Origin of the sequence: Pseudomonas sp. A-RE-19, assembly GCF_019956555.1 — a bacterium.
GTDB lineage: Bacteria > Pseudomonadota > Gammaproteobacteria > Pseudomonadales > Pseudomonadaceae > Aquipseudomonas.
Map to the genome: position 1 here is coordinate 51587 of NZ_JAHBDQ010000011.1, position 24113 is coordinate 75699.

Sequence of the window (24113 nt, forward strand, 5' to 3'; positions counted from 1 at the left end):
AATCTGAAAATGTGGGAGCGAGCCTGCTCGCGATAGCGGTGTGTCATCAACATGAACATTGAATGTCAGGCCCCAATCGCGAGCAGGCTCGCTCCCACATGGGTTCGGCGGCAGGCTTGAGTCGTGCAAAATACCGGTAGTATTGAAAGGCGTCGTGCAGAATAAAACAGGCCTTGTGCCATCGCGCATTTTGTAAGCGGCTGATTTAAAAATCGTTTTTCATCAGCCGCCGTTGGCCTGATCTCTGCACCCTTGTAGCTACATTCATCTAGCGCAGATTGAAGGGGAACGCATGACCCCAACAAACCGCAAAAAACTGGTGCTCGCCCATTCGATGCGACCCAACGCGCCTCTGCACGAAATCGAAACCAATCGGGCCCTCGCTCATTGGCTGGCGCAGACACTCGGGCTCAAATATGGCGGCAGCTACGATCCCGAATTGCACAGCGGCCGTGATATTTATCTGTTGCCGACCCAGACCGTGATAGGCGTCGCCGCCGCCCGGCAATTGGGCGTCAAGGGGCCGGAAGATTTATGGGGCGGTTACGTCGACCACGATTTCATCTGCACCAAAGCCATCAGTCATGGGTTGTTGAACCGCTATGCGTTCGCGCCCGAAGGCTGGGCACCGCTGTTTTCCGAACGCGTGCGCAGCGTGGTGCTCGATGGCCTCAGCGTGTTTTCCGTGGACGATGCGCGCCCGGCGGCGGAGCATTTGCTCTACAGCGGCCCGATTCGCATGAAGCCTGTTCATGCCTGTGGCGGGCGCAGTCAGGAAGTGATCGAAAGCCTCGACCAGTTTGATGCCATCCTCGCTCGTCCCGATGCCAAAACGTTGTTCACCGAAGGCGTGGTGCTGGAGCAGGATTTGACCGAGGTGGTCACCCACAGCGTCGGCCAGAGCTTTATCGGCGGTCAGGTGCTGAGTTATTGCGGTGATCAATACTTGACTGAAGACGCACAGGGCGAGCAGGTTTATGGAGGGTCCAACCTGTTGGTGGTACAGGGTTATTACGAGGATCTGCTGGCGCTGGAACTGCCGGACGACGTGAGGCTGGCGATCCAGCAAGCTCAGGTATTCGATAGCGCGGCAGATGAAGCCTACCCCGGTTTCTACGCCTCGCGACGTAACTACGACATTGCCCAGGGGCTGGACAGCCATGGCAAACAGCGCTGTGGCGTACTCGAACAATCCTGGCGCATGGGCGGCGCCAGCAGTGCCGAAGTCGCGGCGTTGCAGAGCTTCGTCAACGACCCCGGATTACGCGCGATTTGCGTGTCCTCGGTCGAAACCTATACCGATCAACCGCTGCCGGCGAACGCCATCGAGGTGTACCGCGGGCCGGCGGAAAACAGTGACTTTCTTCTCAAGTACGTAACGGTCAAATCCTATGACGGCTAGAAGCGAAACCATTGAGATCGACATCGACGATGAACGGATGAGCGGGACCTTCCTCAGCCCCAAATCGAAAGTCCCGGGTGTGCTGTTCGTCCATGGCTGGGGCGGGAGTCAGGAGCGCGACCTGGAACGCGCCAAAGGCATCGCCGGACTGGGTTGTGTGTGTCTGACGTTCGACTTGCGCGGGCACACGGGCGGAACCGGTATTCCATTGTCCCGGGTGACCCGCGAAGACAACCTGCGCGACCTGTTGGCAGCCTATGACCGTTTGCTCGCCCATCCGGCGCTCGACACTTCCGCTATCGCCGTGGTCGGCACCAGTTATGGCGGTTACCTGGCGGCGATCCTGACGTCCTTGCGCCCGGTGCGCTGGCTGGCACTGCGGGTGCCGGCGCTGTATCGCGACGACTTGTGGCATACGCCCAAGCGCGAACTGGACAAGGCCGACTTGCGCGATTACCGCAACACGCGGGTCCGCGCCGACAGCAATCGCGCACTGCATGCCTGTTCGCAATTTACCGGGGATGTGTTGCTGGTGGAGTCCGAGAACGATGTCTATGTGCCCCATGCGACCATCATGAGTTACCGGGCCGCCTGCCAGCAGACCCACTCGCTGACTCACCGGATTATCGACGGTGCCGATCACGCCTTGAGCGATCCGGTCTCGCAACAGGCGTACACCTCGATCCTGGTGGGCTGGATCACGGAAATGGTGGTGGGCGAGCGGTTGAGCATTATTCAGTCGAGTTGAGATTTGCGGTGCTCTTGCGATCATTCGCGAGCAGGCTCGCTCCCACATTTGAACCGCGTTGCCTGTCCGAACGCGGTCTGATGTGGGAGCGAGCCTGCTCGCGATGACGGAAGCTGCCTCACCGTAATGCTCAAGAAAGTTTTTTCGAAATCCGCAACGACTTGGCCTTGGCTTCCACCACCAGGTACATCACCACGGTAATCAGCAGCGGCAGGAGGAAATAGATCGCCCGATAAGCGAGCAACCCCGCCACCAGGCTTCCCCGCGAGACCTCGTGTTGCAGCAGCGCCACAAACACCGCCTCCAACACGCCGAGCCCGGCCGGGATATGGGTGATGACCCCGGCAATGGCACTGATCAGCAACACGCCAAGTACCAGCGGATAGTCCAGTTTGCTCGGCAGCAGGGTGAAGATCACCGCCGCCATCAGCGCCCAGTTCAGCGCGCCGAGGGCCAGTTGCAGGATCGCCATGTGCAGCGACGGCAGGTCGATTTCCACGCCGCGAATCGACCATTCCCGCCGCCTGGAAAACCGACAGGCCGCCAGATACCCCGCGCTCAATAGCAGCAACAACACGCCCACGCCTTGCAAGGCATCACTGCTCAGCTTCCAGCCTGGCGGCATTCGCACCAGTCCGCTGCTGAACACCGTGCCGGCAATCACCATGTAGCCGAACCAGTTGGTCGCCAGGCTCAGCCCGAGGATTTTCGCGATGTTGCTTTTGCTCACGCCGAGCCGCGAATACAGCCGGTAACGCATGGCGATGCCGCCGACCCAGGCGCTCAGGTTGAGGTTGAAGGCATAGCTGATGATGCCCACCGGGAGAATCTGTCGCCAGGTCAGGTTCTGCTGGATGTAGGTGCGGCCGATCAGGTCGAAACAGGCGTAGACCAGAAAACTCAGCAAGGTCACGGCCGACGCGATGATCAGTGTGCGCACTTTGAAGTCGGCCAGGGTATCGAACACTTCGCTCCATTCGATGCGCTGGGCAAGCATCGTGAACAGTACGATCAACGCTAGAAAAAACAGCATCGTCAGAGGCTTCTTCCAGCGGTGCCAGTGGGATTTTCGCGAGGTGTCGGAGTGAGGAGCAGGCTGCGTATCAGAATGGCTCATGCCTTTATCGTCCCCCGGTCGGATGGATGAAGGGTTTCAGCCGTGGTTTATGCGCCGGCAGCCAACCGGCCCATGCCGGGAAATGCCGCAGGATGTGGAACACCAGAAAGCCGATGGTCATGTCCCAGACCCGCCCGCGAGGTGCCTTGTCCACGGACATCACCTTGCAGTGGTTGCTGCTCAACTCGTCGAGACGCTCGAACAAGTCGCGGTTGAAGGCACGGTCGCGGATCAACACGTTAGCCTCCAGGTTCAGGGACAGGCTCAGCGGGTCCAGGTTGCTTGAGCCGACGGTGCTCCAGTCCTCGTCGACCAGGGCGACTTTGCCATGCAGGGGGCGATCGCAATATTCGTAGATCACCACCCCGGCCCGCAGCAGGTAGTCGTAGGTCATGCGCGCGGCGAGCCTGGCCACCCGCAAGTCCGGTTGCCCTTGAAGAATCAGGCGCACCTCGACCCCTCGACGCGCCGCATTGCGGATCTCCCGCAGCAGCCGATAGCCTGGAAAGAAGTAGGCGTTGGCGATCACCACGCGACGCCGGGCACTGCGCACTACCTGCAAGTACACCTCTTCGATATCGCTGGGGTGTTCTGCGTTGTCGCGATACACCAGCCGCACCTGACCATCATGATCGTTGACCGCCAGTTCAGCGTGCCTCTGCCGGCGACGTTGCCACCAGTATTTGGCCCGGGCCGGGCGACCGCCTTGCAGCAGGGCGAAGTGATGAATATCGGCCACCGTCGGGCCTTGCACTTCCACCGAATAATCCTGTTTGGCTTCGGGGCCGAAGTCGGCCAGATGGTCGGCGGAAAAGTTGATCCCGCCAATGAACGCAATCGTGCCGTCGACCACCACGATCTTGCGGTGCAGGCGGCGGAACCAGTTAGTGCGGATGCCCAGGTGAAGCGGGGCGGGGTCGAATATTTGCAGGCGCACACCGGCATGGCTCAGGGCCGCGAGGAATTCGGTACTCAATTCGCCACAACCAAAACCGTCGAGGCTGACGGTGATGCGCACGCCACGTTGCGCCGCTTCAATCAGGATTTGTTGAAGTTCATTGCCGACCTTGTCCTCGAACAGAATAAAGGTCTCCAGCAGGATTTCACTCTGGGCCTGGCGCAGCACTTCAAACACCCGTGGAAAGTACGCCTCGCCGTTTTCCAGTAATTCGACCCGGTTGTTGCCGTGCCAGCCGTAGACGATGTCAACCGCCGCCGGCTCGCGCGCGGGGGGTGGTGTAGCAACCTGTTCGACCGTGGTTTTTTCCATCGCAGGGCTGTTCATAGCTCGATCTCCACCGATAGCGGTACATGGTCGGAAAGGTGTGACCAGGGGCGTGCCGCCAGGACTTGCGGATGACTGGCCGTGAGGTTGCGCACGTAGATGCGGTCCAGGCGCAATGCCGGCAAACGCGCCGGGAAACTGCGCGCCGGTTTGCCATGCAGCTGGGCGAAGACTTCACGCAAACCACAGGGTTTGAGCAGCGCATCGGCGCGTTGGCGCCAGTCGTTGAAGTCGCCGGCGACCACCACCGGAGCATCCTGCGGCAACTCTTCCAGGCGCCGGGTCAGCAGCTTGAGTTGTGCCGTGCGGTGACTTTCGCGCAACCCCAGATGGACGCAAATGGCATGCACTTCCCGGCCGTCACCAGGCATGCGCAGCACGCAATGCAGGATTCCACGGTTTTCATGGCCGCTGATGGACACGTCAAGGTTGTCGTGACGAATGATCTGGAATTTCGACAATAGCGCATTGCCGTGATCGCCCGCGGGGTAGACCGCGTTACGCCCATAGGCGAATTGCGGCCACAGGGTATCGGCAAGGAATTCGTACTGGGGCATCGCCGGCCAGTTGTTGTAGCGCAGGGGATGATGCTCGTGAGTACCGTGGACCTCCTGTAAAAACACCACATCGGCGGACACACTGCGCACCGCTTCGCGTAATTCGGGCAGGATGAAGCGCCGATTGAGGGCGGTGAAACCCTTGTGGGTATTGACCGTCAGCACGGTGAAGCGGCTCACGGCGCTGATGATCGGTTGCTGTTCATCCGTCGTGCCGACCGGTTCGGGAATGCTCATGGCAGCACTCCTTCGCCAGCCGGTTCACCGGGAGCGGTGGCAAGGTCTTTGTCGAGGTGGAAACGCTCAAGCAGATGGCGAGCATCGAAGGGCGCCCGGACTTTGATGTCGTTATCGAAATAGCAGAACACTTCCCGGGATTTGCGCACCTTGGGCTTTTGCCGGGGCGCGATCAGTTGCGGGTCCGCCGGTTGCTGGCCGTGATGCCAGGCTTCGATCCGGTCACCCCAGCGTTTCAGCGCTTGCGGGGTATAACCGCTGGCGTAGAGCTCTTCGGCGCCGTGCAGGCGCAGGTAGACGAAATCGCTGGTGATGTCTTCGCGATACGGCCATTTGCCGGCGGTATCGGCAATGACCAACGCGGCGTTATAGCGTTTGAGCAAGCGGATGAACGCGGGATCGACGAAGCTCTCGTGACGGATTTCCACGGCGTGGCGCAGCGGTTTTTTACCATAGGGCTTCATGCTGGCGTGACCGTTCAGGCGCGGTTCATGCTGACGGGCGAGGGCGGCAGCCTGTTCGGTGTCGTGGGGTAATTGTTCAAGAAAGCTTTCGAACAGCTCGGGATCGAATTTGAAGTTGGGCGGAAACTGCCAGAGAATCGGGCCGAGTTTTTCCTTGAGCTCCAGTACCCCGGAGGCGAAGAAATTCGCCAAGGGTTTATGGACGTCCCGCAGGCGCTTGATATGGGTGATAAAACGCGGCGCCTTGACGCTGAACACGAAGCCCGCCGGGGTTTCGGCATACCACTGGGCGTAACGTTCGGGCCGTTGCAGGGCGTAAAACGATCCATTGATTTCGATGCTGTTGACGGCCCGTGAAGCGAATTGCAATTCGCGTTTCTGGGTCAGCCCCTTCGGGTAGAAATCCCCCCGCCAAGGGGTGTAGCGCCAGCCTGAAATTCCGATATGAATCGCCGCCATGTCGCCTCCCGTCTGGTGTAGCCCTCGGACAGCCTCTGTCTTTTGATGACTGCGGGGCGTGAGAGAAAGTTTCGACGGGGCTACGGACGGTAAGGCTCGGCAAAACACTACAAATCAAATGTGGGAGCGGGCTTGCTCGCGAAAGCGGCCTCACATCCAGTATTGATGTGACTGACACACCGCTTTCGCGAGCAAGCCCGCTCCCACAGGTTAATCAATGACCGGCGACGATCCGGGCAGAACCTTCAGCCGGTTCGGCATACACCGGGCCCAACCGATCAAGGCGACCACTCCAGACGGTCAGTGCCAGAGCAACCAATACCACCAGGCCGCCGATCCACGCGGTATGGATCAGGCCCATGTGCGCCACGATCAAACCGCCACCCCACGCGCCACCGGCAATGCCCAGGTTGAACGCCGCAATGTTCAGGCCTGACGCCACGTCCACCGCATGCGGGGTGTGATGTTCGGCCTGACGCACCACATACACCTGCAGGCCAGGCACGTTGCCGAAAGCGACGGCGCCCCAAACCAGCACGGTGGCCAGGGCCAGCCATGGGTTGCCGGCGGTGAAGGTCAGCACGAACAGCACGGCGGCGAGCAGGGCGAAGATGATTTTCAGGGCGCTGATCGGGCCGCGCTTGTCCGCCAGTTTGCCGCCCCAGATGTTGCCGACGGCCACCGAGATGCCGTACACCAGCAGCACCAGGCTGACCGTGCTGGCGCTGAAACCGGAAATGTCCTGAAGAATCGGCGCCAGAAAGGTGAAGGCAATGAACGAGCCGCCGTAACCGACCGCCGTCATGGCATACACCAGCAGCAGACGCGGTTGCTTGAGCACCTGCAATTGCTGCAGCAGCGAAGCCGGTTTGCTGTGGGCGATGTTTTTCGGCACGTACAGCAAGCTGCCGATAAAGGCGATCACACCCAATGCAGACACGGCGAGGAAGGTTTCACGCCAGCCAAAATGCTGACCGATAAAGGTCCCCAGCGGCACGCCGGTGACCAGCGCCACGGTCAGGCCGGTGAACATGATGGCAATCGCGCTGGCCGCTTTTTCCTTCGGCACCAGGCTGGTGGCGATGGTCGAGCCAATCGAGAAAAACACCCCGTGGGCCAGGCCCGTGACGATCCGCGCAATGATCAGCGACTCGTAGCTCGGCGCTTGCCAGGCCAGCAGGTTGCCGAGGGTGAACAGCACCATCAGCGATAACAGCAGCAGTTTGCGCGGGACTTTGCCGGTGAGGGCGGTCAACACCGGTGCGCCGATGGCCACCCCCAGTGCATACAGACTGACCAGCAAACCGGCGGACGGCAGGCTGACGCCGAGGTCGGCGCCGATGGTGGGTAACAGGCCAACGATGACGAATTCCGTCGTCCCGATGGCGAAAGCACTAAGGGTCAGCGCGAGCAAGGCAATGGGCATGGCTGCAACTCCGGTGGATTGATTGATGGAGCGCAGTGTCGGGGTTTGGGTCATGCGGAAAAATACAGGGATGAGCATTTGATATTTGCGTGCCGGTCAAATATCTACCAGGCCAATAAAGCCCTGTGGCGAGTCGGCTGGGCAATATTCGATGGATCGGGCGTTCAATCAGCGTCTTAAAAAACTTGTGGATAACAGCCCATGGGTGCATTTCGCGCAGACTTATCCACAGCAGGTTTTGCTGCCTAAAAGGCAGGTGGATGAACCGGAAAATGATGGGCCGCTGGAGGATTCGCCGGTGTTGTTGCCGGATCAGCCGCGAACTCAATAACAGCACCGTCCCTGTAGGAGCGAGGCTTGCCCGCGAAGGGAGCGCTGCGGTGTATCGGCAGCACCGCGTCATCGTTCTTCGCGGGCAAGCCTCGCTCCTACAGGAAATTGTGGCGAGTCAGCTTATTACGCACCTCGCCACTGGCCTGTTGATCCAGATCCAGCCAAAACTGCTGTTTGCCGGCGATCTCGGCGGCGGCCGGTAAGCCGTCGCGATACACCAGTCGATTACTCGCCAGCGCCGGCACTTTCGCGCCCGGCAACAGGGTGCCGGCGAGGTTCAGCGGATCCACCCCGCACACCGCGATCAGACTCCCGTCATGGGGGCGCCGTCTGACTTCGCGCAGCAACGGAATCACCTCGGGCAGCGCAAACTGCTCACCCGCCAGGCCACTGACAAACCGCCCGCCACGAATCTCGCCCCGAGCCTCGAGCCGATGAAAGGTGCGCAGCAATTCTCGCCAACTCGGCAACCAGTCCGCCTCACGCTCCAATAAGCGCCAGAACACCACGCCGTAACGGCGCAGCAAGGTCCTGGCGATGTGTTCCAACGTTTCGCTGGGGGTTGAAACCGGGCGGTGGTTATCCACAACCGGCGCGACAGCACCGCGGCGCAGCAAGGCCCAGCGTCCGGCATCGTCCATCCCGCCAACAAACGCTCCGCGCCCGCGTCGGCTGCTGCGATTCTGGCGTTTGCTGGCCGGGGTAATCAGCGCCCGCAGGCCGGCGAAGCTGTCGGCGTTTACCAGCCCGGCACCGACCAGTTCCTGCAAGGCGATTTCCAGTTCCGAGCGCAGCAGATGGGCTTCGTGAATCAGCTCATCGAAAAACAGTGCGCCGTGCTGGCTGAGCGCTTCATGGACTTTTTGGGTTTTGGGCGACAGCTCGCTGACCGGTGTCTGCTCGGTCAAGCCGCTCCACAATCCGACCTGACTGCGCGGCAGTAGCAGAATCGGCGTGCTGCGTAATGCGGTGCTGGTGCTCTTGTTGCGCGCAGTCAGGCGGGTCCAGACCAGTTTGCCACTGCGACATAACTCATCCAGCCAACTCGCCGAATAGTCTTTGAGCCGCGCCGGCAGAAGGTCGCTGTCCCACGCTGAAGCAGCGGCGGGGTAGCCTTCGAACTGGCTGATGATCGCCGGCAACACCGCGCTGCCCTGGCCTTGGCTTGCGGCCGACAGGTGCTGCCAGTCGAACAGAAAACGCATGAAATCCTGCAGAGCCACTGGCTCGATTTCCCGGCGCAGCCGTTTGACCGTGTAGCGATGAATCCGCGCCAGCAGATGCCGTTCGCACCATTCTTCCTCACGGGCGCCTGGGGTGAATTGCCCGCGCAGCACATAACCTTCGCGCTCCAGTTGTGCCAGGGCCTGAGTGACTTGAATCGTCGGCAGACCGAGCGGTTCGGCAATCACTTTCAGTGGCAACGGACCAAACGCGCTGAGCCGCGCGCGGATCACTTCCAGCACGGCTTCATCTGACTCCCAGGTTTCATCGAAACCGGGCAACGCTTCCAACGGTGGAACCCATTTGGCCTGTGGATAAATCGCCCGCAGGCAGGTCAGTCGTTCCAGCGCCAACCACAGCGATTGCTCGGCATTGATTTGCAAACGGCTGGCCCGGCCACTGTCGGCCAGGGTGTTCAGCCAATCGAGCCAATTCGGGTTGGCCTGGGCCTCGGTCTCGGTAATGCACGCCAGGCTCATCAGCGCCTCATGCATTTCATCGATGCCGGTGGGCGTTGGCCAGGCTTCATCACGCACCGCAGTAATCGCCTCGGCGTCCAGCGCACCGAGGTCGTCGCTGGACTGCGGATCACTCCAGCGGCGGTTGAGCACCGCCTGAGTGCGGCGCTCTTCCAGCGGTGCATCGTCGAGAAAGGTGTAGGGGCGGGCGCTGAGAATCTCTGCCGCCAGTGGCGAGGGCGCCGGCAAATCGCGGCTGATCAGGCGGATGTCACCGTGTTCCATGCGCCGTAACAACGCCAGCCAGCCTTCGCTGTCCATGGCTTCGTGCAGGCAATCGTCGAGGGTTTGTTCCACCAGCGGATGGTCGGGAATCTCGCGCTCGCCGGCGAGGTTTTCCACGCAGGCGATCTGATCGGGAAACACGCTGGCGATCAGGTCTTCGCTTTTCATCCGCTGGATTTGTGGCGGTACTTTGCGTCCGCCGCTGTAACGCGGCAGCGCCAGGGCGACCCCGGCGTTCCAGCGCCAGCGCACGCCGAACAGTGGTGCTTCGAGCACTGCTTGAATCAGAGTGTGCTCGGCACTGTTGCTGTGCAGGTAACGCCAGACGTCCTCCAGCTCGAAGCTGTGGCCGGTGGACAGCGACAGCACGATGGCGTCCTCACTGGCGGCGGCCTGCAATTCGAAATTGAAGGTGCGGCAGAAACGCTTGCGCAGGGCCAGGCCCCAGGCGCGGTTGATGCGGCTGCCGAACGGCGAGTGGATGATCAGCTGCGTACCGCCGGACTCATCAAAAAAGCGTTCCATCAGCAGCGTGTCTTGCGACGGCAAGGCGCCAAGGGCCAGGCGTGCCCGGGCCAGGTAATCCACCAGTTGCTCGGCACTGGCGAGATTCAAGCCGAGTACGTCGGTCAGCCAGTCGACGGCTGGCTGCAGGTTGCCGGGTGTGGCGCCGAGCCGTTCATCGAGGTGCGCTTGCAGGCGGGCGACGGCGAACGACAGTTCATCGCTACGCCCCGGCGCTTCACCGAGCCAGAACGGAATGGTCGGCGGCTGACCCTGAGCGTCTTCGACCCGGACCTTGCCGGTTTCGACCCGCAGGATTCGATACGAGGTATTGCCCAACTGAAAGATATCCCCGGCGATGCTTTCCACCGCGAAGTCTTCGTTGACGCTGCCGATGTTCAGCCCTTGAGGCTCCAGCAAAACGCTGTAGTCGGCGTTGTCCGGAATCGTCCCGCCGCTGGTCACGGCGGTCAGCTTGGCGCCCCGGCGGCCACGCAAGGTGCGGCTTACGGCGTCCCGGTGCAGGTAAGCGCTGCGAATACCCAGGCGACCGTTGTAGCCCTCGGCAAGCATGTGCAGCAGTGCCTGATAGTGCTTTTCGTCGAGCGTGGCGTAAGGCGAGGCTTTGCGCAGCATGTCCAGCAGCGCCTGCTCCTGCCATTCCTGGCAGCTGACCTCGGCGATGATCTGCTGGGCCAGCACGTCCAGCGGCGCTTCGGGGATCTGTAACGTGTCGAGTTCGCCACGGCGTACGCAATCGAGCAGGGCGGCGCATTCGATCAGGTCGTCGCGGGTGGTGGCGAACAACCGGCCCTTGGGCGTGCCGCCGACCTGGTGCCCGGAGCGGCCGACCCGTTGCAAGAAACCGGCAATCGAGCGCGGCGAAGCGATCTGGCACACCAGGTCGACGTCGCCGATATCGATCCCCAACTCCAGCGAAGCGGTGGCGATCAGCACTTGCAGCTCGCCGCGCTTGAGCCGTTGCTCGGCGTCCAGGCGAAATTCCTTGGCCAGGCTGCCATGGTGCGCGGCAACGGCATCCTTGCCGAGGCGTTCGCTCAAGTGTCGACTCAGGCGTTCGGCCAGGCGCCGGGTGTTGACGAAAATCAGCGTGGTCCGGTGTTCGCGGGCGAAGGCGGCGAGTCGGTCATAGACCAGCTCCCAGACATCGTTGGCCATCACCGCCGACAACGGCACGGGCGGCACCTCTATATCGAGGTCCCGTGGGCGGGCGTGACCGATGTCGATGATGTCGCAGTCGCGATCACGGCCGACCAGAAAGCGCGACACCGCTTCGATGGGTTTTTGCGTCGCGGACAGGCCGATCCGCACCAGCGGTTGCGAGCAAAGCGCCTGTAGACGCTCCAGGCTCAGGGCCAGGTGACTGCCGCGCTTGCTGGCGGCGATGGCGTGGATTTCGTCGACGATCACCGTACGCGTAGTGCCGAGCATTTGCCGGCCGGAGTCGGAGCCGAGCAGCACATAAAGGGATTCCGGGGTGGTCACCAGAATGTGCGGCGCGGTTTTGCGCATGGCCGAGCGCTCTTTTTGCGGCGTATCGCCAGTGCGCACGGCGGTGCTGATCGGCACGTCGGGCAGGCCCATCACGCGCAACTGCTCGGTGATGCCGGCCAGCGGGTTTTGCAGGTTGATCTGGATGTCGTTGGACAGGGCCTTGAGCGGGGAAACGTAGACCACCAGGGTTTCGTCCGGCAGGCCCTGGGGGTTTTCCAGGCCGCGATGGACCAGATCGTCGAGCACGGCCAGAAACGCGGTAAGGGTTTTACCGGAGCCGGTGGGCGCGGCGATCAGGGTCGAACGGCGCTGGCGGATCAACGGCCACGCCCGGGCCTGGGCGGCGGTGGCCGTCGCGAAGGTGTTGCTGAACCAGGCGCTGACGGCGGGGTGAAAGCCTGCCAGTGCAGCGTCCGTGGGGATGGGCAGATTCATGGAGTAATTTATGCGGGTGGGGGCGGGAAGTTGCAAGTACCGCTCAGGATCTGTGTCGGTGCTGACGGCCTCTTCGCGGGCGAGCCTCGCTCCTGCACTGATTGTGGTTGATCGCGATAAAACCTGTAGGAGCGAGGCTTGCCCGCGAAGAGGCCCTCACAAGCACCACAAATCCCCGGGATCTACACTTTACGGATGACGGTTGCGCACTAAACCCGCAAAATGCAACGATTCCGGCAACTATTGACGAAATCGCGCCGCGGGCGCTGTCGATAAAGCCATCGTTTCAATCAGATTGGGCCTGCTGACTCTATGCGAATGCGCCTTATGTTACTGGGCGGCGGAAATGCCCTTGGGCAGGCGCTGATTCGCCTCGGTGCGGAGGAAGACATCGGTTTCCTCGCCCCCCGCCCACCGCAAGACGGCTGGGACGCCGCGAGCCTGACGCAACTGCTCGACGATACCCGTCCGGATGCGTTGATCAATCTCGCCTATTACTTTGACTGGTTCCAGGCGGAAACCGTCAGCGAACAGCGTCTGGCCGGGCAGGAACGCGCCATCGAACGGCTGGCCGAGCTGTGCCAGCATCACAACATTGTGCTGCTGCAACCGTCGAGTTATCGCGTGTTCGATGGCTCCCGGGCGACCGCTTACAGCGAAAAAGACGAACCGGTACCGCTGGGCCTGCGCGGTCAGGCCTTGTGGCGAATCGAGCAAAGCGTACGGGCCACCTGTCCGCAGCACGTGCTGCTGCGTTTTGGCTGGCTGCTCGATGACAGCCCCGACGGCACCCTTGGGCGATTCCTGAGTCGCGCCGAAAAAGCTGAAGAACTGCTGATGGCTGATGATCGTCGCGGTAATCCGACGCCCGTGGACGATGCCGCCCGGGTGATCATTTCGGTGCTCAAGCAACTCGATTGCGCGGCGCCACTGTGGGGCACCTACCACTACGCCGGACATGAGGCGACCACGCCGCTGGCACTGGGGCAGGCGATCCTCACTGAAGCACGCGCCCTGCACCCGCTGGCCATCGAAGCGCCGACTGCCCAGGCTCACGCCGCGCGGCCCGACGCCGCCGAAGAACCGCAACACGCGGTGCTGGCCTGCAAGAAAATTCTGCACACTTTCGGGATCAAGCCCCGCGCCTGGCGCGCGGCACTCCCGGGCTTACTGGATAGGTTTTATCGCCATGGCTGACGGCCCTGTTTTAATCACCGGCGGCGCCGGTTTCATCGGCTCGCACCTGACCGACGCCTTGCTTGCCCAAGGGCATTCGGTGCGGATTCTCGATGACCTTTCCACCGGTAAACGCAGCAACCTGCCGCTGGACAATCCCCTCGTCGAACTGATCGTGGGCGATGTCGCCGATGCGGCACTGGTGGCGCAGGCGATGGTCGGTTGCAGCGCAGTGGCGCACCTGGCCGCGGTGGCCTCGGTGCAGGCCTCGGTGGACGATCCGGTGAAGACTCACCAGAGCAATTTCATCGGCTCGCTGAATGTTTGCGAGGCCATGCGTCAGGCCGGCGTCAAACGAGTGCTGTACGCGTCCAGCGCAGCGGTCTACGGCAACAATGGCGAAGGCGAGTCGATCGACGAAGACACGCCCAAGGCACCGTTGACGCCATACGCGGTGGACAAGTTGGCGAGCGAGCATTACTTCGATTTTTATCGCCGCCAGCATGGTCTGGAGCCGGTGATTTTCCGCTTCTTCAACATCTTCGGCCCGCGCCAGGATCCATCCTCGCCGTATTCCGGGGTGATCAGCATTTTCAGCGAGCGCGCGCAGAAAGGCCTGCCGATCACTGTGTTCGGCGATGGCGAGCAGACTCGCGATTTTGTCTATGTCGAGGACCTGGTGGACGTGCTGGTGCAAGCCATCGAGAAGCCGCAGGTCGAGGTCGGCGCGGTGAATGTCGGCTGGAATCAGGCCACCACGCTCAAGCAAATGCTTGAAGCCCTTGAAGCCGTGGTCGGCAAGTTGCCGCCCGTGAGCTACGGCCCGGCGCGCTCCGGTGACATCCGCCATTCACGGGCGAACAACCGGCGTTTGCTGGAGCGGTTTACCTACCCGGAGCAGACACCGATGAGTGTTGGGCTGGCGCGGTTGCTGGGACGCTGACGTTTTACACAACCATGAAAAAGGCGCCTTTTGAAGGCGCCTTTTTTGTGGCCGATGCAATAACTGTGTCGAGGGAGCAAGCTCCCTCGCCACAAAAGCCGGACAAATATTTCCTAGAACTTGTAACCCAGACCGACCATGTAGACGAACGGGTCCACATCGACGTTGACCCTGGCACGAGTGCCCGGCGCGACGGCATCGTTTTCCACGGTCGCGCGGGTATTGATGTCGATGTAGCGGACCTGGGCGTTGATCATCACGTTGTCGGTCAACATGTAGTCAGCACCGACCTGCCAGGCCAGACCCCAGGAGTTCTCCGCCTTGAAGTTGCTGAAGCCGTTGGCGCGGGCTTCGCTGCTGAGGTTTTCGTCGTAGATCCAGGTGTAGTTGATGCCGCCGCCGATGTACGGCTGGAACGGGGACCTTGGGTCCAGTGGGTAGTAGACCAGGCTCAGGGTTGGCGGCAGGTGTTTCAAGGTGCCGAGTTTGCCGTTGGCGGCGCCCAGAGAGGTGCCTTTGAGCTTTACGTCATGCTCGAACGGCGAGGCCGCCAGCAGTTCGATCCCCAGATTGTTGGTGATCATGTAGGCGAAGTTCAGACCCAGTTGCGTGTCGCTGCTCATGGTGGCCTTGCCACCCAGATCGGCGCCCTTCAGCGGGCCCTGATCGACCTTGACGCTGGAGCTGTCGGCTTCCGGGTTGACGGTGATCGCACCGGCCCGAATGATGATGTCACCGGCGGTGTGAGCATGGGCGAGCGGGGCTGCGAGTGCGAGTGCGAACAGCGAAGCGCTGAGCAATGACTTGTGCATGGGGGCTCCAGAGGACGTTAAAAATGTTCGATGTCCAATGGTAGGGATCCAACTGATACGGTCTTTTGACTCAGCTCAATGAAACAGTGATGGCCCCGATTTTTGCGGAACTTCTGATGGCCCCATCGCGAGCAGGCTCGCTCCCACATTGGATCTGTGCATCAACACAAACCACTGTGGGAGCGAGCCTGCTCGCGATAGCTATCTACCGGATCACGCAGAATTACCGGATTCACTCCGGCAGCTCATACACATAAATCTTGTCCGCCTCCATCTGATACCCGGCATCCGCCAACTCGCTGGTGGACGCCTTGACCTGCAACGCACCTTCGACCCAGTACGGCTGATACAGCTCATCAAGCTTCACGCCGACTTCGCTTTTGACATGCACGATCTGGTTCGACGGTGGCGGTGGTACGTGGATGCAGGCGCCGAAATATGGCACCAGCAGAAACTCCGTGGTGCGGCCTTCTTCACTGACTTCCAGCGGCACGATGTACCCCGGTAAACGAATATTCTGGCCATCGAGACTCTTCACCACGGGCGCGTTCGGCATGTCCTGCTTGGCCGCTGGGGCCGATTCTGCGGACAACGCGTCGCTCATCTTCGACAGGTCATGCAGCGGTGTCATGTTCGGCACTTCTGGCGCCGCATCCGGCGGGATCATTTCCGACCAGGTCAGGTCCTTCGGCTCGGCCGCCCACAGTGGCAGAGCGACCAGCATCAACAGCGCAAGCAGGGCGCGGGGCATTTTCAACGTCCTCATAGTCGGATCGACAAGCCATCGGCCAAGGATTGGCGATAAGCGCGCCAGGCCGGCACGCTGCCCATCAGCAGCGCGGCGATCAAGATGCCACCGAGCAGCGTCCATTCATATTCGCTCGGCCAGGCCAGCGGCAGGTACAAGCCGTAATTCGCCTGCACGTAACCCTGCGCCACGGCGATGCCCACATACAGCAGCGCCACGCCGACAATCACTCCCGACAGCGCCAGGGCAAATGCCTCCAGCACCAGCAAGGTCGCAATATGCCACGGCCGCGCGCCCACCGAACGCAGAATCGCCATCTCGCGGCGCCGTTCGTTGAGGCTGGTGAGAATTGCCGTGAGCATGCCGATCAACCCGGTCAGCACCACGAACAGCGAAACGACGAACAAGGCTTTTTCCGCCGTGCTCATCAAACTCCACAACTCTTGCAACGCCACACCCGGCAGGATCGCCAGCAGCGGTTCGCCACGGAATTCGTTGATCTCGCGTTGCAGCGCGAACGTCGAAATTTTGTTGTTGAGGCCGAGCATGAAGGCGGTGATTGCTTGCGGCGTCAGGTCCATGTTGCGCGCCTGATCGGCGCTGACCCGACCGTTACCGCGCGCCGGCACGCCGTTGTGCCAATCGATGTGGATGGCTTCCATGCCGCCGAGGCTGATGTGCAGCGTGCGGTCCACCGGGGTGCCGGTGCGTTTGAGAATGCCGACCACGGTGAACGGTTTGTCGTCGTGTTTGACCAGGCTGATCGCCGCCACGCCGTGGGCCAGCACCAGTTTGTCGCCGAGTTTGTAGTGCAGCGCATCGGCCACTTCGGCGCCGAGCACCACTTCGAACGGATCGCTGGCGAAGGCGCGGCCGTCGGCCAGTTCGAGGTGCTGTTGATGGCCGTACTGATAGTGCTCGAAGTACGCCTCGGTGGTGCCCATCACCCGATAACCGCGATGGGAATCGCCGAGGGACATCGGGATCGCCCACTTCACTTTCGGGTTGTTGGCGAAATGTTCGAAGCTGTCCCAGCGGATGTTGTTGGTGGCGTTGCCGATGCGGAACACCGAATACAACAGCAGGTTCACCGAGCCTGAACGCGCGCCGACGATCAGGTCGGTGCCGCTGATGGTGCTGGCGAAACTGGCTTTGGCTTCGGTGCGCACCCGCTCCACCGCCAGCAGCAGGCAGACCGACAGGGCGATGGCGAACGCGGTGAGGATCGCAGTGAAGCGACGGTTAGCCAGACTGGCCATGGCTAGACGAAACAGATACATCTCAGACCTCGGACGGGGTAGCGGCGCGATTGAGATCGGCCAGCGACAGGTGGCGATCGAACAGTGGCGCGAGGCTCTGGTCATGGCTGACAAACAACAGGCTCGACCCGGCTTCGCGGCATTCGGCGAACAGCAGGCGAATGAAGTTCTCGCGGGCGTCGTAGTCCAGCGCCGAGGTCGGTTCGTCGGCGATCACCAGTTCCGGCTGACCGATCAATGCGCGCGCGGCGGCGACCCGTTGCTGCTGGCCGATGGACAGCGAATCGGCGCGGCGGCCGAGCAGGTTTTGATCGGTTAAACCCAAGTGGGCGAGCAGGGTGGCTGCCGCCTGATCGACGCTGCCGTGGCGCTGTTTCGCCCGTTCGGCCCGCAGTCTGGAGAAGTGGCAGGGCAGCTCGACGTTCTCGCGCACCGAGAGGAACGGCAGCAAGTTGAACTGCTGGAAAATGTAGCCCGTGTGATCGACGCGGAAGTGGTCGCGCGCGCCGGCAGAAAGCTCGGTCAGCTCCTGGCCAAGCAGGCGAATGCTGCCCCGATCTGGCTTTTGCACACCGCCGAGCAGGCCGAGGAGGGTGGTCTTGCCACTGCCGCTGGGGCCTTTGAGGAACAGGGTTTCACCCGGCATAAGGCGAAACGCGGGGATGTCCAGCAGCGGCGGGTGACCGGGCCAGCTGAAGCCCAGGTCGGACAGTTCGATGAGTGCTTGGGTCATGGCGCCGACTTCATGGTTTGGTTACTTGTCTCAACCTCAACCCCTGTAGGAGCGAGGCTTGCCCGCGAAAGCGATCTGACAGTCGACATCACTGTTGAATCTAATGGCCTCTTCGCGGGCAAGCCTCGCTCCTACAGGGGGTGGTATTGGATTCAGAATTTCAGGGCGGCAGCCTTGGCCGTCACTTCAACCCCTTGCTGTCCGCTCGGGCTGATCAGTTGTACCTGGATTTTCTGGGTGGCCGGGAACGTGTTGAAGATATTCGCCAGGTCCAGGGTCTTCAGCGCGCCGGGGGCCGAGCAGCTGAATTGGTAATGGGCGTGGATCTCGCTGTGGTCATGGTGATGCTCGTGACCGTCCTTGGCCGCTTCCTGATCAACTTCGTCATGGTCGTCGGCATCCGGCTTGTCGCCGAACAATGGGCTTTCCAGTTCCTGAATCGCGACCACGCAACCGGCCGCTTTTGGCAGGTTGAACAGTATCAACGGTTTTTCCAGCTGGGCACGGACGGCGGCGACCTTGGCCTTGTCGGCGTCGGTGGTGGCGGCGTGTTCGAAACCCACCAGGTTCATCGCCGGGCTTTCCAGTTCCAGTTCCAGGGTCTGGCCGTCCAGCGCCGCGTTCAAACGACCGACACCATGCTCGTGGGCGCTGAGGCTGCCGTGTTCATCGTGGTCATGATCATGCTCGACAGCCGCGTGGGCGACAGTCAGCGGCAACAAGGCAAACGGCAAAGCGAACAGCAGACGGCGCATGGCGGGTCTCCGAAAAGTAAAATGAAAAATTTGTTATGTAATCTTATAACGAAAGTGTCGAGAGTTTGACCGTCCGCTTGGCGTTGCGCAAGACCCATGGGAGCATGCGAGTCAGGTATGTGCAGGAGCAGACTCATGTTGCGAATACGCGGAAGCATCGGCGACTGGCCGGTGGATTTGACGCTGGAACTGGATGAAGGTGACTGGGCGCAGCTCGGTGCGCAGTTGCAGGCAGCAAAGCCCGAGGCGAGTGCGCCCGCCAAACCGGTGAATCAGGACGAGGCGCTGTGGCAGATCGCCCAAGAGCTGCTGCGCAAGGCCGGACAATTGAGCGGGCCGGATCTGCTGGAGCAGCTGGAAGGGCTGACCGGCAGCGCCGCGGCGGGCAAGCGCTTGCTGGTGCGCTTGCGCCACTGCGCGGACGTCAAAGTGGTGAGCGGTGGGGATACGCCGCTGTACAGCTGGCGCGAGCCAGCGTAGGCGCTGCCGCAGGCTGCGATCTTTTGATCTTGTTTTTCCGGCGCTGAAATGGTCGGAAGATCAAAAGATCGCAGCCTGCGGCAGCTCCTACGGGATCGGGTTCACATGGCCCGATCCGCTTAATACAGCGCAGCAAACAACTTGCGGCGGTACGTCGTCACCAGCGGATGATCGTTGCCCAGCAGTTCGAACACTTGCAGCAAGGTTTTGTGTGGCAAGCCTTCGCTGTAGCTGCGATTGCGGATGAACAGTTTCAGCAAGGCATCCAGCGCCGCGTCGTATTGCTGGCGGGCCAGTTGCTGGATCGCCAATTGATAGACCGCCTCATCGTCCTGCGGATTTTTCGCCAAGCGTGCTTTCAGGTCGGCTGCATCCGGCAAGTCCTTGGCCTGGCCGAGAAACTGGATCTGTGCCTTGGCGCCGGCCAGCGCGGCCTTGTGCTCATCGGTCTTGACCGCGTCGAGCACGGCTTGCGCTTCACCCAATTCGCCGCGCTCGGTGAGGCAGCGGGCGTAGAGAATCAGCGCTTTGGCATTGGTGTTGTCTTCGCCCAGCAGCACTTTGAGGATGGCTTCGGCATCGGCGAAACGGTTGTCATCGAACAACGCCCGAGCTTGCTCAAACGGATCGGCAGCCGCCGGCGGCGGCATTTGCACGTGTGGCTCAAGCATCGCGCGCACGGCGGATTCCGGCTGTGCACCGGCAAAACCGTCCACCGGTTGACCGTCCTTGAACAGCACCACAGTCGGCAGGCTGCGAATGCCGAAGCGCGAGACGATGTCCGGTTCGACGTCGCAATTGACTTTGGCCAGCAGCAACTCGCCCTGATAGCTCTCGGCGATGGTTTGCAGCATCGGCATCAAGGCCTTGCACGGCGCACACCATTCGGCCCAGAAATCCACCAGTACCGGTTTGTGAAAAGAGTTCTCGATCACAGACTGCTCGAAATCGGCAGTCGTGGCGTCGAAGATGTACGGCGTTTCCTGGCTCATGGGGGATCTCGTAAAAGCGTGAATGTGGTCACTATAAGGCTTGGCGGGGGGGGCTGAAAGCGGGGTGGCCATTGAGTGATGTGTTGCCTGACGGGGCGTCTTCGCGGGCAGGCCTCGCTCCTACAGGTTCGCATTGATTTCGAAATCGACACCAACCTTGTAGGAGCGAGGCTTGCCCGCGAAGCTTTTAGCCACGCCGCGCATGGTAAAGGCTCACATGCCGAAACTCTTCGGGTTCGGCCAGATCCGGCAAGGTCATTGCCTCCAGCATCTCGATGCGCTGATACAACGGATGGCGAAAATCGCGAACTCGCGAATCCGCTACCAACGCTTCCCGGCCACGGCTGAGAAACTCGTCGAGCAACGGCAGATTCGCCCGGTCGTACAACACATCGGCCACCAGAATCAGATCGAATCGATCGGCCTCGGCAAAGAAGTCCGTCGAATAGCTGAGGTGTACGTCATTGAGTTCGGCATTCGCCCGACACGCGGCAATTGCCAGCGGGTCCAGGTCACAGGCCACCACTTCCAGCGCCCCGGCTTTCACCGCCGCAATCCCCGCCACGCCGGAACCGGCGCCGAAATCGAGCACCCGTTTGCCTTTGACCCACTCAGGAAATTCGGCGAGATAGCGGGCGACCGCCAGACCGCTGGCCCAGCAGAAACTCCAATACGGCGGCTCGTGGAGAATGCGCCGGGTTTCTTCCGGGCTGAAGGCACGGTCCATGTTGTCGCCGTCGATCAGCCAGAGTTTAAGCTCGGTGTCTGGCAACTCACAGGCTACAAGCTGTGCGTCCCCGAGCAGTTCACCTAACGCCTGTTGCAGGTCGAGCGGTGCAATCATGGCGCTTTGACGAATTGCAGCTGCCCCAAGGCCTGGGTCGTTGGCTGTGTGATGGTTTGCGCCGGCAGATGCAGAATCAACTGCCCGGACTGGCTGGCGCGGCCGCGCAGTTCAACGCGGGCGCCGACCGGAAAGGATTCCGGATTGAAACGCAGACGAAACGGCAACACTTGATCGGTGCCGATCAGGCTGGAACTGGCGAGCAATTGTTGCGGGCGCCCCTTTTCATCGATGACCAGCAACGCGAGTTCGACTTCGGCGCCGGCCGGTACGCCTTGCAGGGTTCCGCTCAGTTCACGTTGATAAGCCGGCAGTGGACCGAGCTCGGCCGCCGCCTTGGCTTTCTTCTGTGCCTGTTGCGGCGCGGGGCCTGGTGTCGGCGGCTGGGGCTTGGGCGCATCGCTGCCGCAGGCCACCAGCAGGCTGAAAACACTGAGCAGAACGAGCGGTCTTAGGGGCATTTGCGGCTCCAGCAAGGTGAAATCCATGGATCAAACTATATAGCCAGTCTGTATACCGCAAACCCTATGGCTTGTCTTGCCACGGGGATGCGCTACCATGGCCCTCCCATTTTTTGTTGCCTGCCACCATGCACTGTCCCTTCTGCGGTGCCAACGACACCAAGGTCATCGACTCGCGTCTGGTCGCCGAGGGCGAACAGGTGCGCCGCCGGCGTGAATGCCTGGCCTGCGGCGAACGTTTCACGACGTTCGAAACCGCTGAACTGGTGTTGCCGCGCCTGATCAAAACCGACGGCAGTCGCCAGCCGTTCGACGAAGAAAAACTGCGCGCCGGTATGCAGCGGGCGCTGGAGAAGCGCCCGGTGAGTGTCGAGCGCCTCGAATCGTCGCTGGTGCACATCAAACACAAACTGCGCGCCACCGGCGAACGCGAGGTCAAATCCCTCGTGGTCGGTGAATTGGTGATGGCCGAGCTGCAAAAGCTCGACGAAGTCGCCTATATCCGCTTCGCTTCGGTGTATCGACGCTTCCAGGACCTCAACGAGTTCCGCGAAGAAATCGATCGCCTGGCCCGTGAGCCGGTGAAAGAATGACCCACTCCCCCGAACAAGCCGTCCTCGACGCGCATTACATGGCCCGCGCTCTGGAACTGGCGCGCAAAGGTCATTACACGACGCACCCCAACCCCCGGGTTGGCTGCGTGGTTGTGCGTGACGGGCAGATTGTCGGTGAAGGCTGGCATGTGCGTACCGGCGAGCCTCATGCCGAAGTCCACGCCTTGCGCGCTGCTGGCGACAAGGCGCGAGGCGCCACGGCTTACGTGACCCTTGAACCGTGCAGCCACCACGGCCGTACGCCGCCCTGTGCCGATGCACTGGTGAATGCCGGTGTGGCGCGCGTCGTCGCGGCGATGCAGGACCCGAACCCGGAAGTTGCCGGTCGCGGTCTGCAGCGTCTGGCCGAGGTCGGTATCGCCACTGAAAGCGGCGTGCTGGAAGGCGAGGCGCGCAAGCTCAATGAAGGCTTCCTCAAACGCATGGAGCATGGCTTGCCGTTCGTGCGGGTCAAGCTGGCGATGAGCCTCGACGGCCGCACGGCGATGGAAAGCGGCGAGAGCCAGTGGATCACAGGTCCGGCGGCGCGTTCGGCGGTACAACGGCTGCGCGCTCAAGCGAGTGTGGTGCTGACCGGGGCCGACACAGTGCTGGCGGACAACGCACGCTTGACTGTGCGCGCCGATGAATTGGGCCTGGACCCTGAGCAAACCGCCTTGGCCATGAGCCGTCCACCGCTGCGGGTGCTGATTGACGGTCGCCTGCGAGTGCCGCTGGACGCGCCATTCTTCAAGGCCGGCCCGGCACTGGTCGCGACGTGCATGGCCATTGAAGAGCAATACGCCAATGGCCCGGAATGCCTGATCGTGGCCGGCGACGATGGCCTGGTCGACCTGCGCAAGTTGTTGGTTGAGCTCGCTGCCCGTGGCGTCAACGAGGTGCTGGTCGAGGCTGGCCCACGTCTGGCCGGGGCATTTGCTCAGCAAGGGCTGGTGGATGAGTTCCAGATCTTCATCGCCGGCAAGTTTCTCGGTTCCTCGGCGAGGCCGCTGCTGGACTGGCCACTGGCGCAGATGAAAGACGCGCCTGAGCTCAAAATCACCGAAATCCGCGCGGTTGGCGATGACTGGCGAGTCACTGCCATCCCTGTGCCATCGGCGAGCGTATAATTCCCGGCCATTGCTCTAGTGCTGGCCCTGTTCTCGAGGAGGACTCCATGTTTACCGGCATCATCGAATCCATCGGCAGTATCCGTGCATTGACCCCAAAAGGTGGAGATGTGCGGGTTTACGTAGAAACCGGCAAGCTCGACCTGAGCGACGTCAAACTGGGCGACAGCATTGCCGTCAACGGCGTGTGCCTGACGGCGGTTGAACTGCCGGGCAATGGCTTTGCGGCGGACGTCAGTCGCGAAACCCTCGACTGCACCGCCATGAATGACCTCAAAAGCGGCAGCCCGGTGAATCTGGAAAAAGCCCTGACCCCGACCACCCGCCTCGGTGGGCATCTGGTCAGCGGCCACGTCGATGGCGTGGGCGAAGTGGTTGCCCGCACCGAAAACGCCCGGGCCGTGGAATTCCGCATCCGTGCCCCGAAAGAGCTGGCCAAGTACATCGCCCATAAAGGCTCGATCACCGTCGACGGCACCAGCCTGACGGTCAACGCCGTCGATGGCGCCGAGTTCTTGCTGACCATCATTCCGCACACCTTGAGCGAAACCATCATGGCGTCGTACCAGCCGGGTCGCCGGGTGAATCTGGAAGTCGACTTGCTAGCCCGTTATCTGGAGCGCCTGTTGTTGGGCGATAAGGCCGCAGAGTCAAGCGACTCTTCGCAAAAGCCAGGCAACATCACTGAAAGCTTTCTGGCCGCCAACGGCTACCTCAAATCCTGACCCAAGGGGGTGC

At 61.6% G+C, this 24113-nt stretch carries 22 protein-coding genes and 1 pseudogene; 9 read left to right on the top strand and 14 right to left on the bottom strand.

All coding sequences use genetic code 11. The features are described from left to right. Nucleotides 1-292: 292 nt before the first annotated feature. On the top strand, nt 293-1402 hold the full coding sequence (locus KGB14_RS08410; RefSeq protein WP_223485567.1) for a DUF3182 family protein: 1110 nt from the start codon (nt 293-295) through the stop codon (nt 1400-1402). Next, a complete protein-coding gene (locus tag KGB14_RS08415) occupies nt 1392-2150 on the top strand; it encodes an alpha/beta hydrolase family protein (protein ID WP_223485569.1) in 759 nt (252 codons plus the stop codon). The genes KGB14_RS08410 and KGB14_RS08415 overlap by 11 nt, the downstream gene beginning before the upstream one ends. Before the next feature lie 130 nt (nt 2151-2280). On the opposite strand, the gene KGB14_RS08420 is transcribed toward KGB14_RS08415, so the two are convergent. The 5 genes from KGB14_RS08420 to KGB14_RS08440 all read right to left on the bottom strand — a co-directional run bounded on the left by KGB14_RS08420 (nt 2281) and on the right by KGB14_RS08440 (nt 7695). Then, on the bottom strand, nt 2281-3267 hold the full coding sequence (locus KGB14_RS08420; protein ID WP_223485571.1) for a lysylphosphatidylglycerol synthase domain-containing protein: 987 nt from the start codon (nt 3265-3267) through the stop codon (nt 2281-2283). Nucleotides 3268-3271: 4 nt separating this feature from the next. Continuing rightward, nucleotides 3272-4552, bottom strand: a complete 1281-nt coding sequence (gene clsB, locus KGB14_RS08425) for a cardiolipin synthase ClsB (RefSeq protein WP_223485573.1) — start codon at nt 4550-4552, stop codon at nt 3272-3274. Continuing rightward, a complete protein-coding gene (locus KGB14_RS08430; protein ID WP_223485575.1) occupies nt 4549-5346 on the bottom strand; it encodes an endonuclease/exonuclease/phosphatase family protein in 798 nt (265 codons plus the stop codon). The genes clsB and KGB14_RS08430 overlap by 4 nt, the downstream gene beginning before the upstream one ends. Continuing rightward, the gene (locus KGB14_RS08435) at nt 5343-6269 is read right to left on the bottom strand and encodes a DUF72 domain-containing protein (protein ID WP_223485577.1); all 927 of its coding nucleotides are present in this window, start codon (nt 6267-6269) and stop codon (nt 5343-5345) included. Before KGB14_RS08435 ends, KGB14_RS08430 begins: the two co-directional genes overlap by 4 nt. A gap of 214 nt (nt 6270-6483) precedes the next feature. Beyond that, nucleotides 6484-7695, bottom strand: coding sequence for an MFS transporter (locus KGB14_RS08440; RefSeq protein WP_223485579.1), 1212 nt, complete (start codon nt 7693-7695; stop codon nt 6484-6486). A 133-nt stretch (nt 7696-7828) separates the two neighbouring features. Here KGB14_RS08440 and KGB14_RS08445 point away from each other — a divergent pair. Beyond that, nucleotides 7829-8026, top strand: a pseudogene (locus KGB14_RS08445) (hypothetical protein); the annotation flags it as partial. Between the two features lie 97 nt (nt 8027-8123). Here KGB14_RS08445 and KGB14_RS08450 read toward each other — a convergent pair. After that, on the bottom strand, nt 8124-12449 hold the full coding sequence (locus KGB14_RS08450; RefSeq protein ID WP_223485581.1) for a DEAD/DEAH box helicase: 4326 nt from the start codon (nt 12447-12449) through the stop codon (nt 8124-8126). Nucleotides 12450-12761: 312 nt separating this feature from the next. Here KGB14_RS08450 and KGB14_RS08455 point away from each other — a divergent pair, with 312 nt between their 5' ends. Beyond that, nucleotides 12762-13646, top strand: a complete 885-nt coding sequence (locus KGB14_RS08455) for a sugar nucleotide-binding protein (RefSeq protein ID WP_223485583.1) — start codon at nt 12762-12764, stop codon at nt 13644-13646. Next, nucleotides 13639-14568 (top strand): NAD-dependent epimerase/dehydratase family protein, encoded by a 930-nt coding sequence (locus KGB14_RS08460; RefSeq protein WP_223485585.1) that lies wholly within the window; start codon nt 13639-13641, stop codon nt 14566-14568. The genes KGB14_RS08455 and KGB14_RS08460 overlap by 8 nt, the downstream gene beginning before the upstream one ends. Before the next feature lie 113 nt (nt 14569-14681). Here KGB14_RS08460 and KGB14_RS08465 read toward each other — a convergent pair whose 3' ends face one another. From KGB14_RS08465 to KGB14_RS08485, 5 genes are all read right to left on the bottom strand, one after another. Next, nucleotides 14682-15380: an OmpW/AlkL family protein gene (locus KGB14_RS08465; RefSeq protein WP_223485587.1), complete on the bottom strand. Its 699-nt coding sequence runs from the start codon at nt 15378-15380 to the stop codon at nt 14682-14684. A 232-nt stretch (nt 15381-15612) separates the two neighbouring features. Next, nucleotides 15613-16131, bottom strand: a complete 519-nt coding sequence (locus KGB14_RS08470; protein ID WP_223485590.1) for a DUF3299 domain-containing protein — start codon at nt 16129-16131, stop codon at nt 15613-15615. An 11-nt stretch (nt 16132-16142) separates the two neighbouring features. Beyond that, a complete protein-coding gene (locus tag KGB14_RS08475) occupies nt 16143-17408 on the bottom strand; it encodes an ABC transporter permease (RefSeq protein WP_223485592.1) in 1266 nt (421 codons plus the stop codon). A 1-nt stretch (nt 17409) separates the two neighbouring features. Further along, the gene (locus KGB14_RS08480; RefSeq protein WP_223485595.1) at nt 17410-18120 is read right to left on the bottom strand and encodes an ABC transporter ATP-binding protein; all 711 of its coding nucleotides are present in this window, start codon (nt 18118-18120) and stop codon (nt 17410-17412) included. A gap of 152 nt (nt 18121-18272) precedes the next feature. Then, nucleotides 18273-18875, bottom strand: coding sequence for a DUF2796 domain-containing protein (locus KGB14_RS08485; RefSeq protein ID WP_223485598.1), 603 nt, complete (start codon nt 18873-18875; stop codon nt 18273-18275). 135 nt (nt 18876-19010) lie between these two features. On the opposite strand from KGB14_RS08485, the gene KGB14_RS08490 reads away from it, so the two are divergent. Continuing rightward, nucleotides 19011-19355: a hypothetical protein gene (locus KGB14_RS08490; RefSeq protein WP_223485600.1), complete on the top strand. Its 345-nt coding sequence runs from the start codon at nt 19011-19013 to the stop codon at nt 19353-19355. 119 nt (nt 19356-19474) lie between these two features. Here KGB14_RS08490 and trxA read toward each other — a convergent pair whose 3' ends face one another. From trxA to KGB14_RS08505, 3 genes are all read right to left on the bottom strand, one after another. After that, a complete protein-coding gene (gene trxA, locus KGB14_RS08495; RefSeq protein ID WP_223485603.1) occupies nt 19475-20347 on the bottom strand; it encodes a thioredoxin in 873 nt (290 codons plus the stop codon). 187 nt (nt 20348-20534) lie between these two features. Then, nucleotides 20535-21191, bottom strand: coding sequence for a class I SAM-dependent methyltransferase (locus KGB14_RS08500; protein ID WP_223485605.1), 657 nt, complete (start codon nt 21189-21191; stop codon nt 20535-20537). Further along, nucleotides 21188-21652, bottom strand: a complete 465-nt coding sequence (locus KGB14_RS08505; RefSeq protein ID WP_223485608.1) for a hypothetical protein — start codon at nt 21650-21652, stop codon at nt 21188-21190. Before KGB14_RS08505 ends, KGB14_RS08500 begins: the two co-directional genes overlap by 4 nt. A gap of 128 nt (nt 21653-21780) precedes the next feature. Here KGB14_RS08505 and nrdR point away from each other — a divergent pair, with 128 nt between their 5' ends. From nrdR to KGB14_RS08520, 3 genes are read left to right on the top strand one after another with little or no spacing between them, the layout of a single operon-like run. After that, complete coding sequence (gene nrdR, locus KGB14_RS08510; protein WP_003228656.1) at nt 21781-22245, top strand: transcriptional regulator NrdR; 465 nt, start codon at nt 21781-21783, stop codon at nt 22243-22245. Continuing rightward, nucleotides 22242-23375, top strand: a complete 1134-nt coding sequence (gene ribD / locus KGB14_RS08515; protein WP_223485610.1) for a bifunctional diaminohydroxyphosphoribosylaminopyrimidine deaminase/5-amino-6-(5-phosphoribosylamino)uracil reductase RibD — start codon at nt 22242-22244, stop codon at nt 23373-23375. Before nrdR ends, ribD begins: the two co-directional genes overlap by 4 nt. A gap of 47 nt (nt 23376-23422) precedes the next feature. Then, on the top strand, nt 23423-24100 hold the full coding sequence (locus KGB14_RS08520) for a riboflavin synthase (protein WP_223485613.1): 678 nt from the start codon (nt 23423-23425) through the stop codon (nt 24098-24100). Nucleotides 24101-24113 lie beyond the last annotated feature (13 nt).

Excerpts from the sequence above, each read along its gene's own strand:
- KGB14_RS08410 (WP_223485567.1), top strand. The coding sequence starts at position 293 with ATGACCCCAACAAACCGCAAAAAACTGGTGCTCGCCCATTCGATGCGA.
- KGB14_RS08415 (WP_223485569.1), top strand. The coding sequence starts at position 1,392 with ATGACGGCTAGAAGCGAAACCATTGAGATCGACATCGACGATGAACGG.
- KGB14_RS08420 (WP_223485571.1), bottom strand. The coding sequence starts at position 3,267 with ATGAGCCATTCTGATACGCAGCCTGCTCCTCACTCCGACACCTCGCGA.
- clsB (WP_223485573.1), bottom strand. The coding sequence starts at position 4,552 with ATGAACAGCCCTGCGATGGAAAAAACCACGGTCGAACAGGTTGCTACA.
- KGB14_RS08430 (WP_223485575.1), bottom strand. The coding sequence starts at position 5,346 with ATGAGCATTCCCGAACCGGTCGGCACGACGGATGAACAGCAACCGATC.
- KGB14_RS08435 (WP_223485577.1), bottom strand. The coding sequence starts at position 6,269 with ATGGCGGCGATTCATATCGGAATTTCAGGCTGGCGCTACACCCCTTGG.
- KGB14_RS08440 (WP_223485579.1), bottom strand. The coding sequence starts at position 7,695 with ATGCCCATTGCCTTGCTCGCGCTGACCCTTAGTGCTTTCGCCATCGGG.
- KGB14_RS08450 (WP_223485581.1), bottom strand. The coding sequence starts at position 12,449 with ATGAATCTGCCCATCCCCACGGACGCTGCACTGGCAGGCTTTCACCCC.
- KGB14_RS08455 (WP_223485583.1), top strand. The coding sequence starts at position 12,762 with ATGCGAATGCGCCTTATGTTACTGGGCGGCGGAAATGCCCTTGGGCAG.
- KGB14_RS08460 (WP_223485585.1), top strand. The coding sequence starts at position 13,639 with ATGGCTGACGGCCCTGTTTTAATCACCGGCGGCGCCGGTTTCATCGGC.
- KGB14_RS08465 (WP_223485587.1), bottom strand. The coding sequence starts at position 15,380 with ATGCACAAGTCATTGCTCAGCGCTTCGCTGTTCGCACTCGCACTCGCA.
- KGB14_RS08470 (WP_223485590.1), bottom strand. The coding sequence starts at position 16,131 with ATGCCCCGCGCCCTGCTTGCGCTGTTGATGCTGGTCGCTCTGCCACTG.
- KGB14_RS08475 (WP_223485592.1), bottom strand. The coding sequence starts at position 17,408 with ATGTATCTGTTTCGTCTAGCCATGGCCAGTCTGGCTAACCGTCGCTTC.
- KGB14_RS08480 (WP_223485595.1), bottom strand. The coding sequence starts at position 18,120 with ATGACCCAAGCACTCATCGAACTGTCCGACCTGGGCTTCAGCTGGCCC.
- KGB14_RS08485 (WP_223485598.1), bottom strand. The coding sequence starts at position 18,875 with ATGCGCCGTCTGCTGTTCGCTTTGCCGTTTGCCTTGTTGCCGCTGACT.
- KGB14_RS08490 (WP_223485600.1), top strand. The coding sequence starts at position 19,011 with ATGTTGCGAATACGCGGAAGCATCGGCGACTGGCCGGTGGATTTGACG.
- trxA (WP_223485603.1), bottom strand. The coding sequence starts at position 20,347 with ATGAGCCAGGAAACGCCGTACATCTTCGACGCCACGACTGCCGATTTC.
- KGB14_RS08500 (WP_223485605.1), bottom strand. The coding sequence starts at position 21,191 with ATGATTGCACCGCTCGACCTGCAACAGGCGTTAGGTGAACTGCTCGGG.
- KGB14_RS08505 (WP_223485608.1), bottom strand. The coding sequence starts at position 21,652 with ATGCCCCTAAGACCGCTCGTTCTGCTCAGTGTTTTCAGCCTGCTGGTG.
- nrdR (WP_003228656.1), top strand. The coding sequence starts at position 21,781 with ATGCACTGTCCCTTCTGCGGTGCCAACGACACCAAGGTCATCGACTCG.
- ribD (WP_223485610.1), top strand. The coding sequence starts at position 22,242 with ATGACCCACTCCCCCGAACAAGCCGTCCTCGACGCGCATTACATGGCC.
- KGB14_RS08520 (WP_223485613.1), top strand. The coding sequence starts at position 23,423 with ATGTTTACCGGCATCATCGAATCCATCGGCAGTATCCGTGCATTGACC.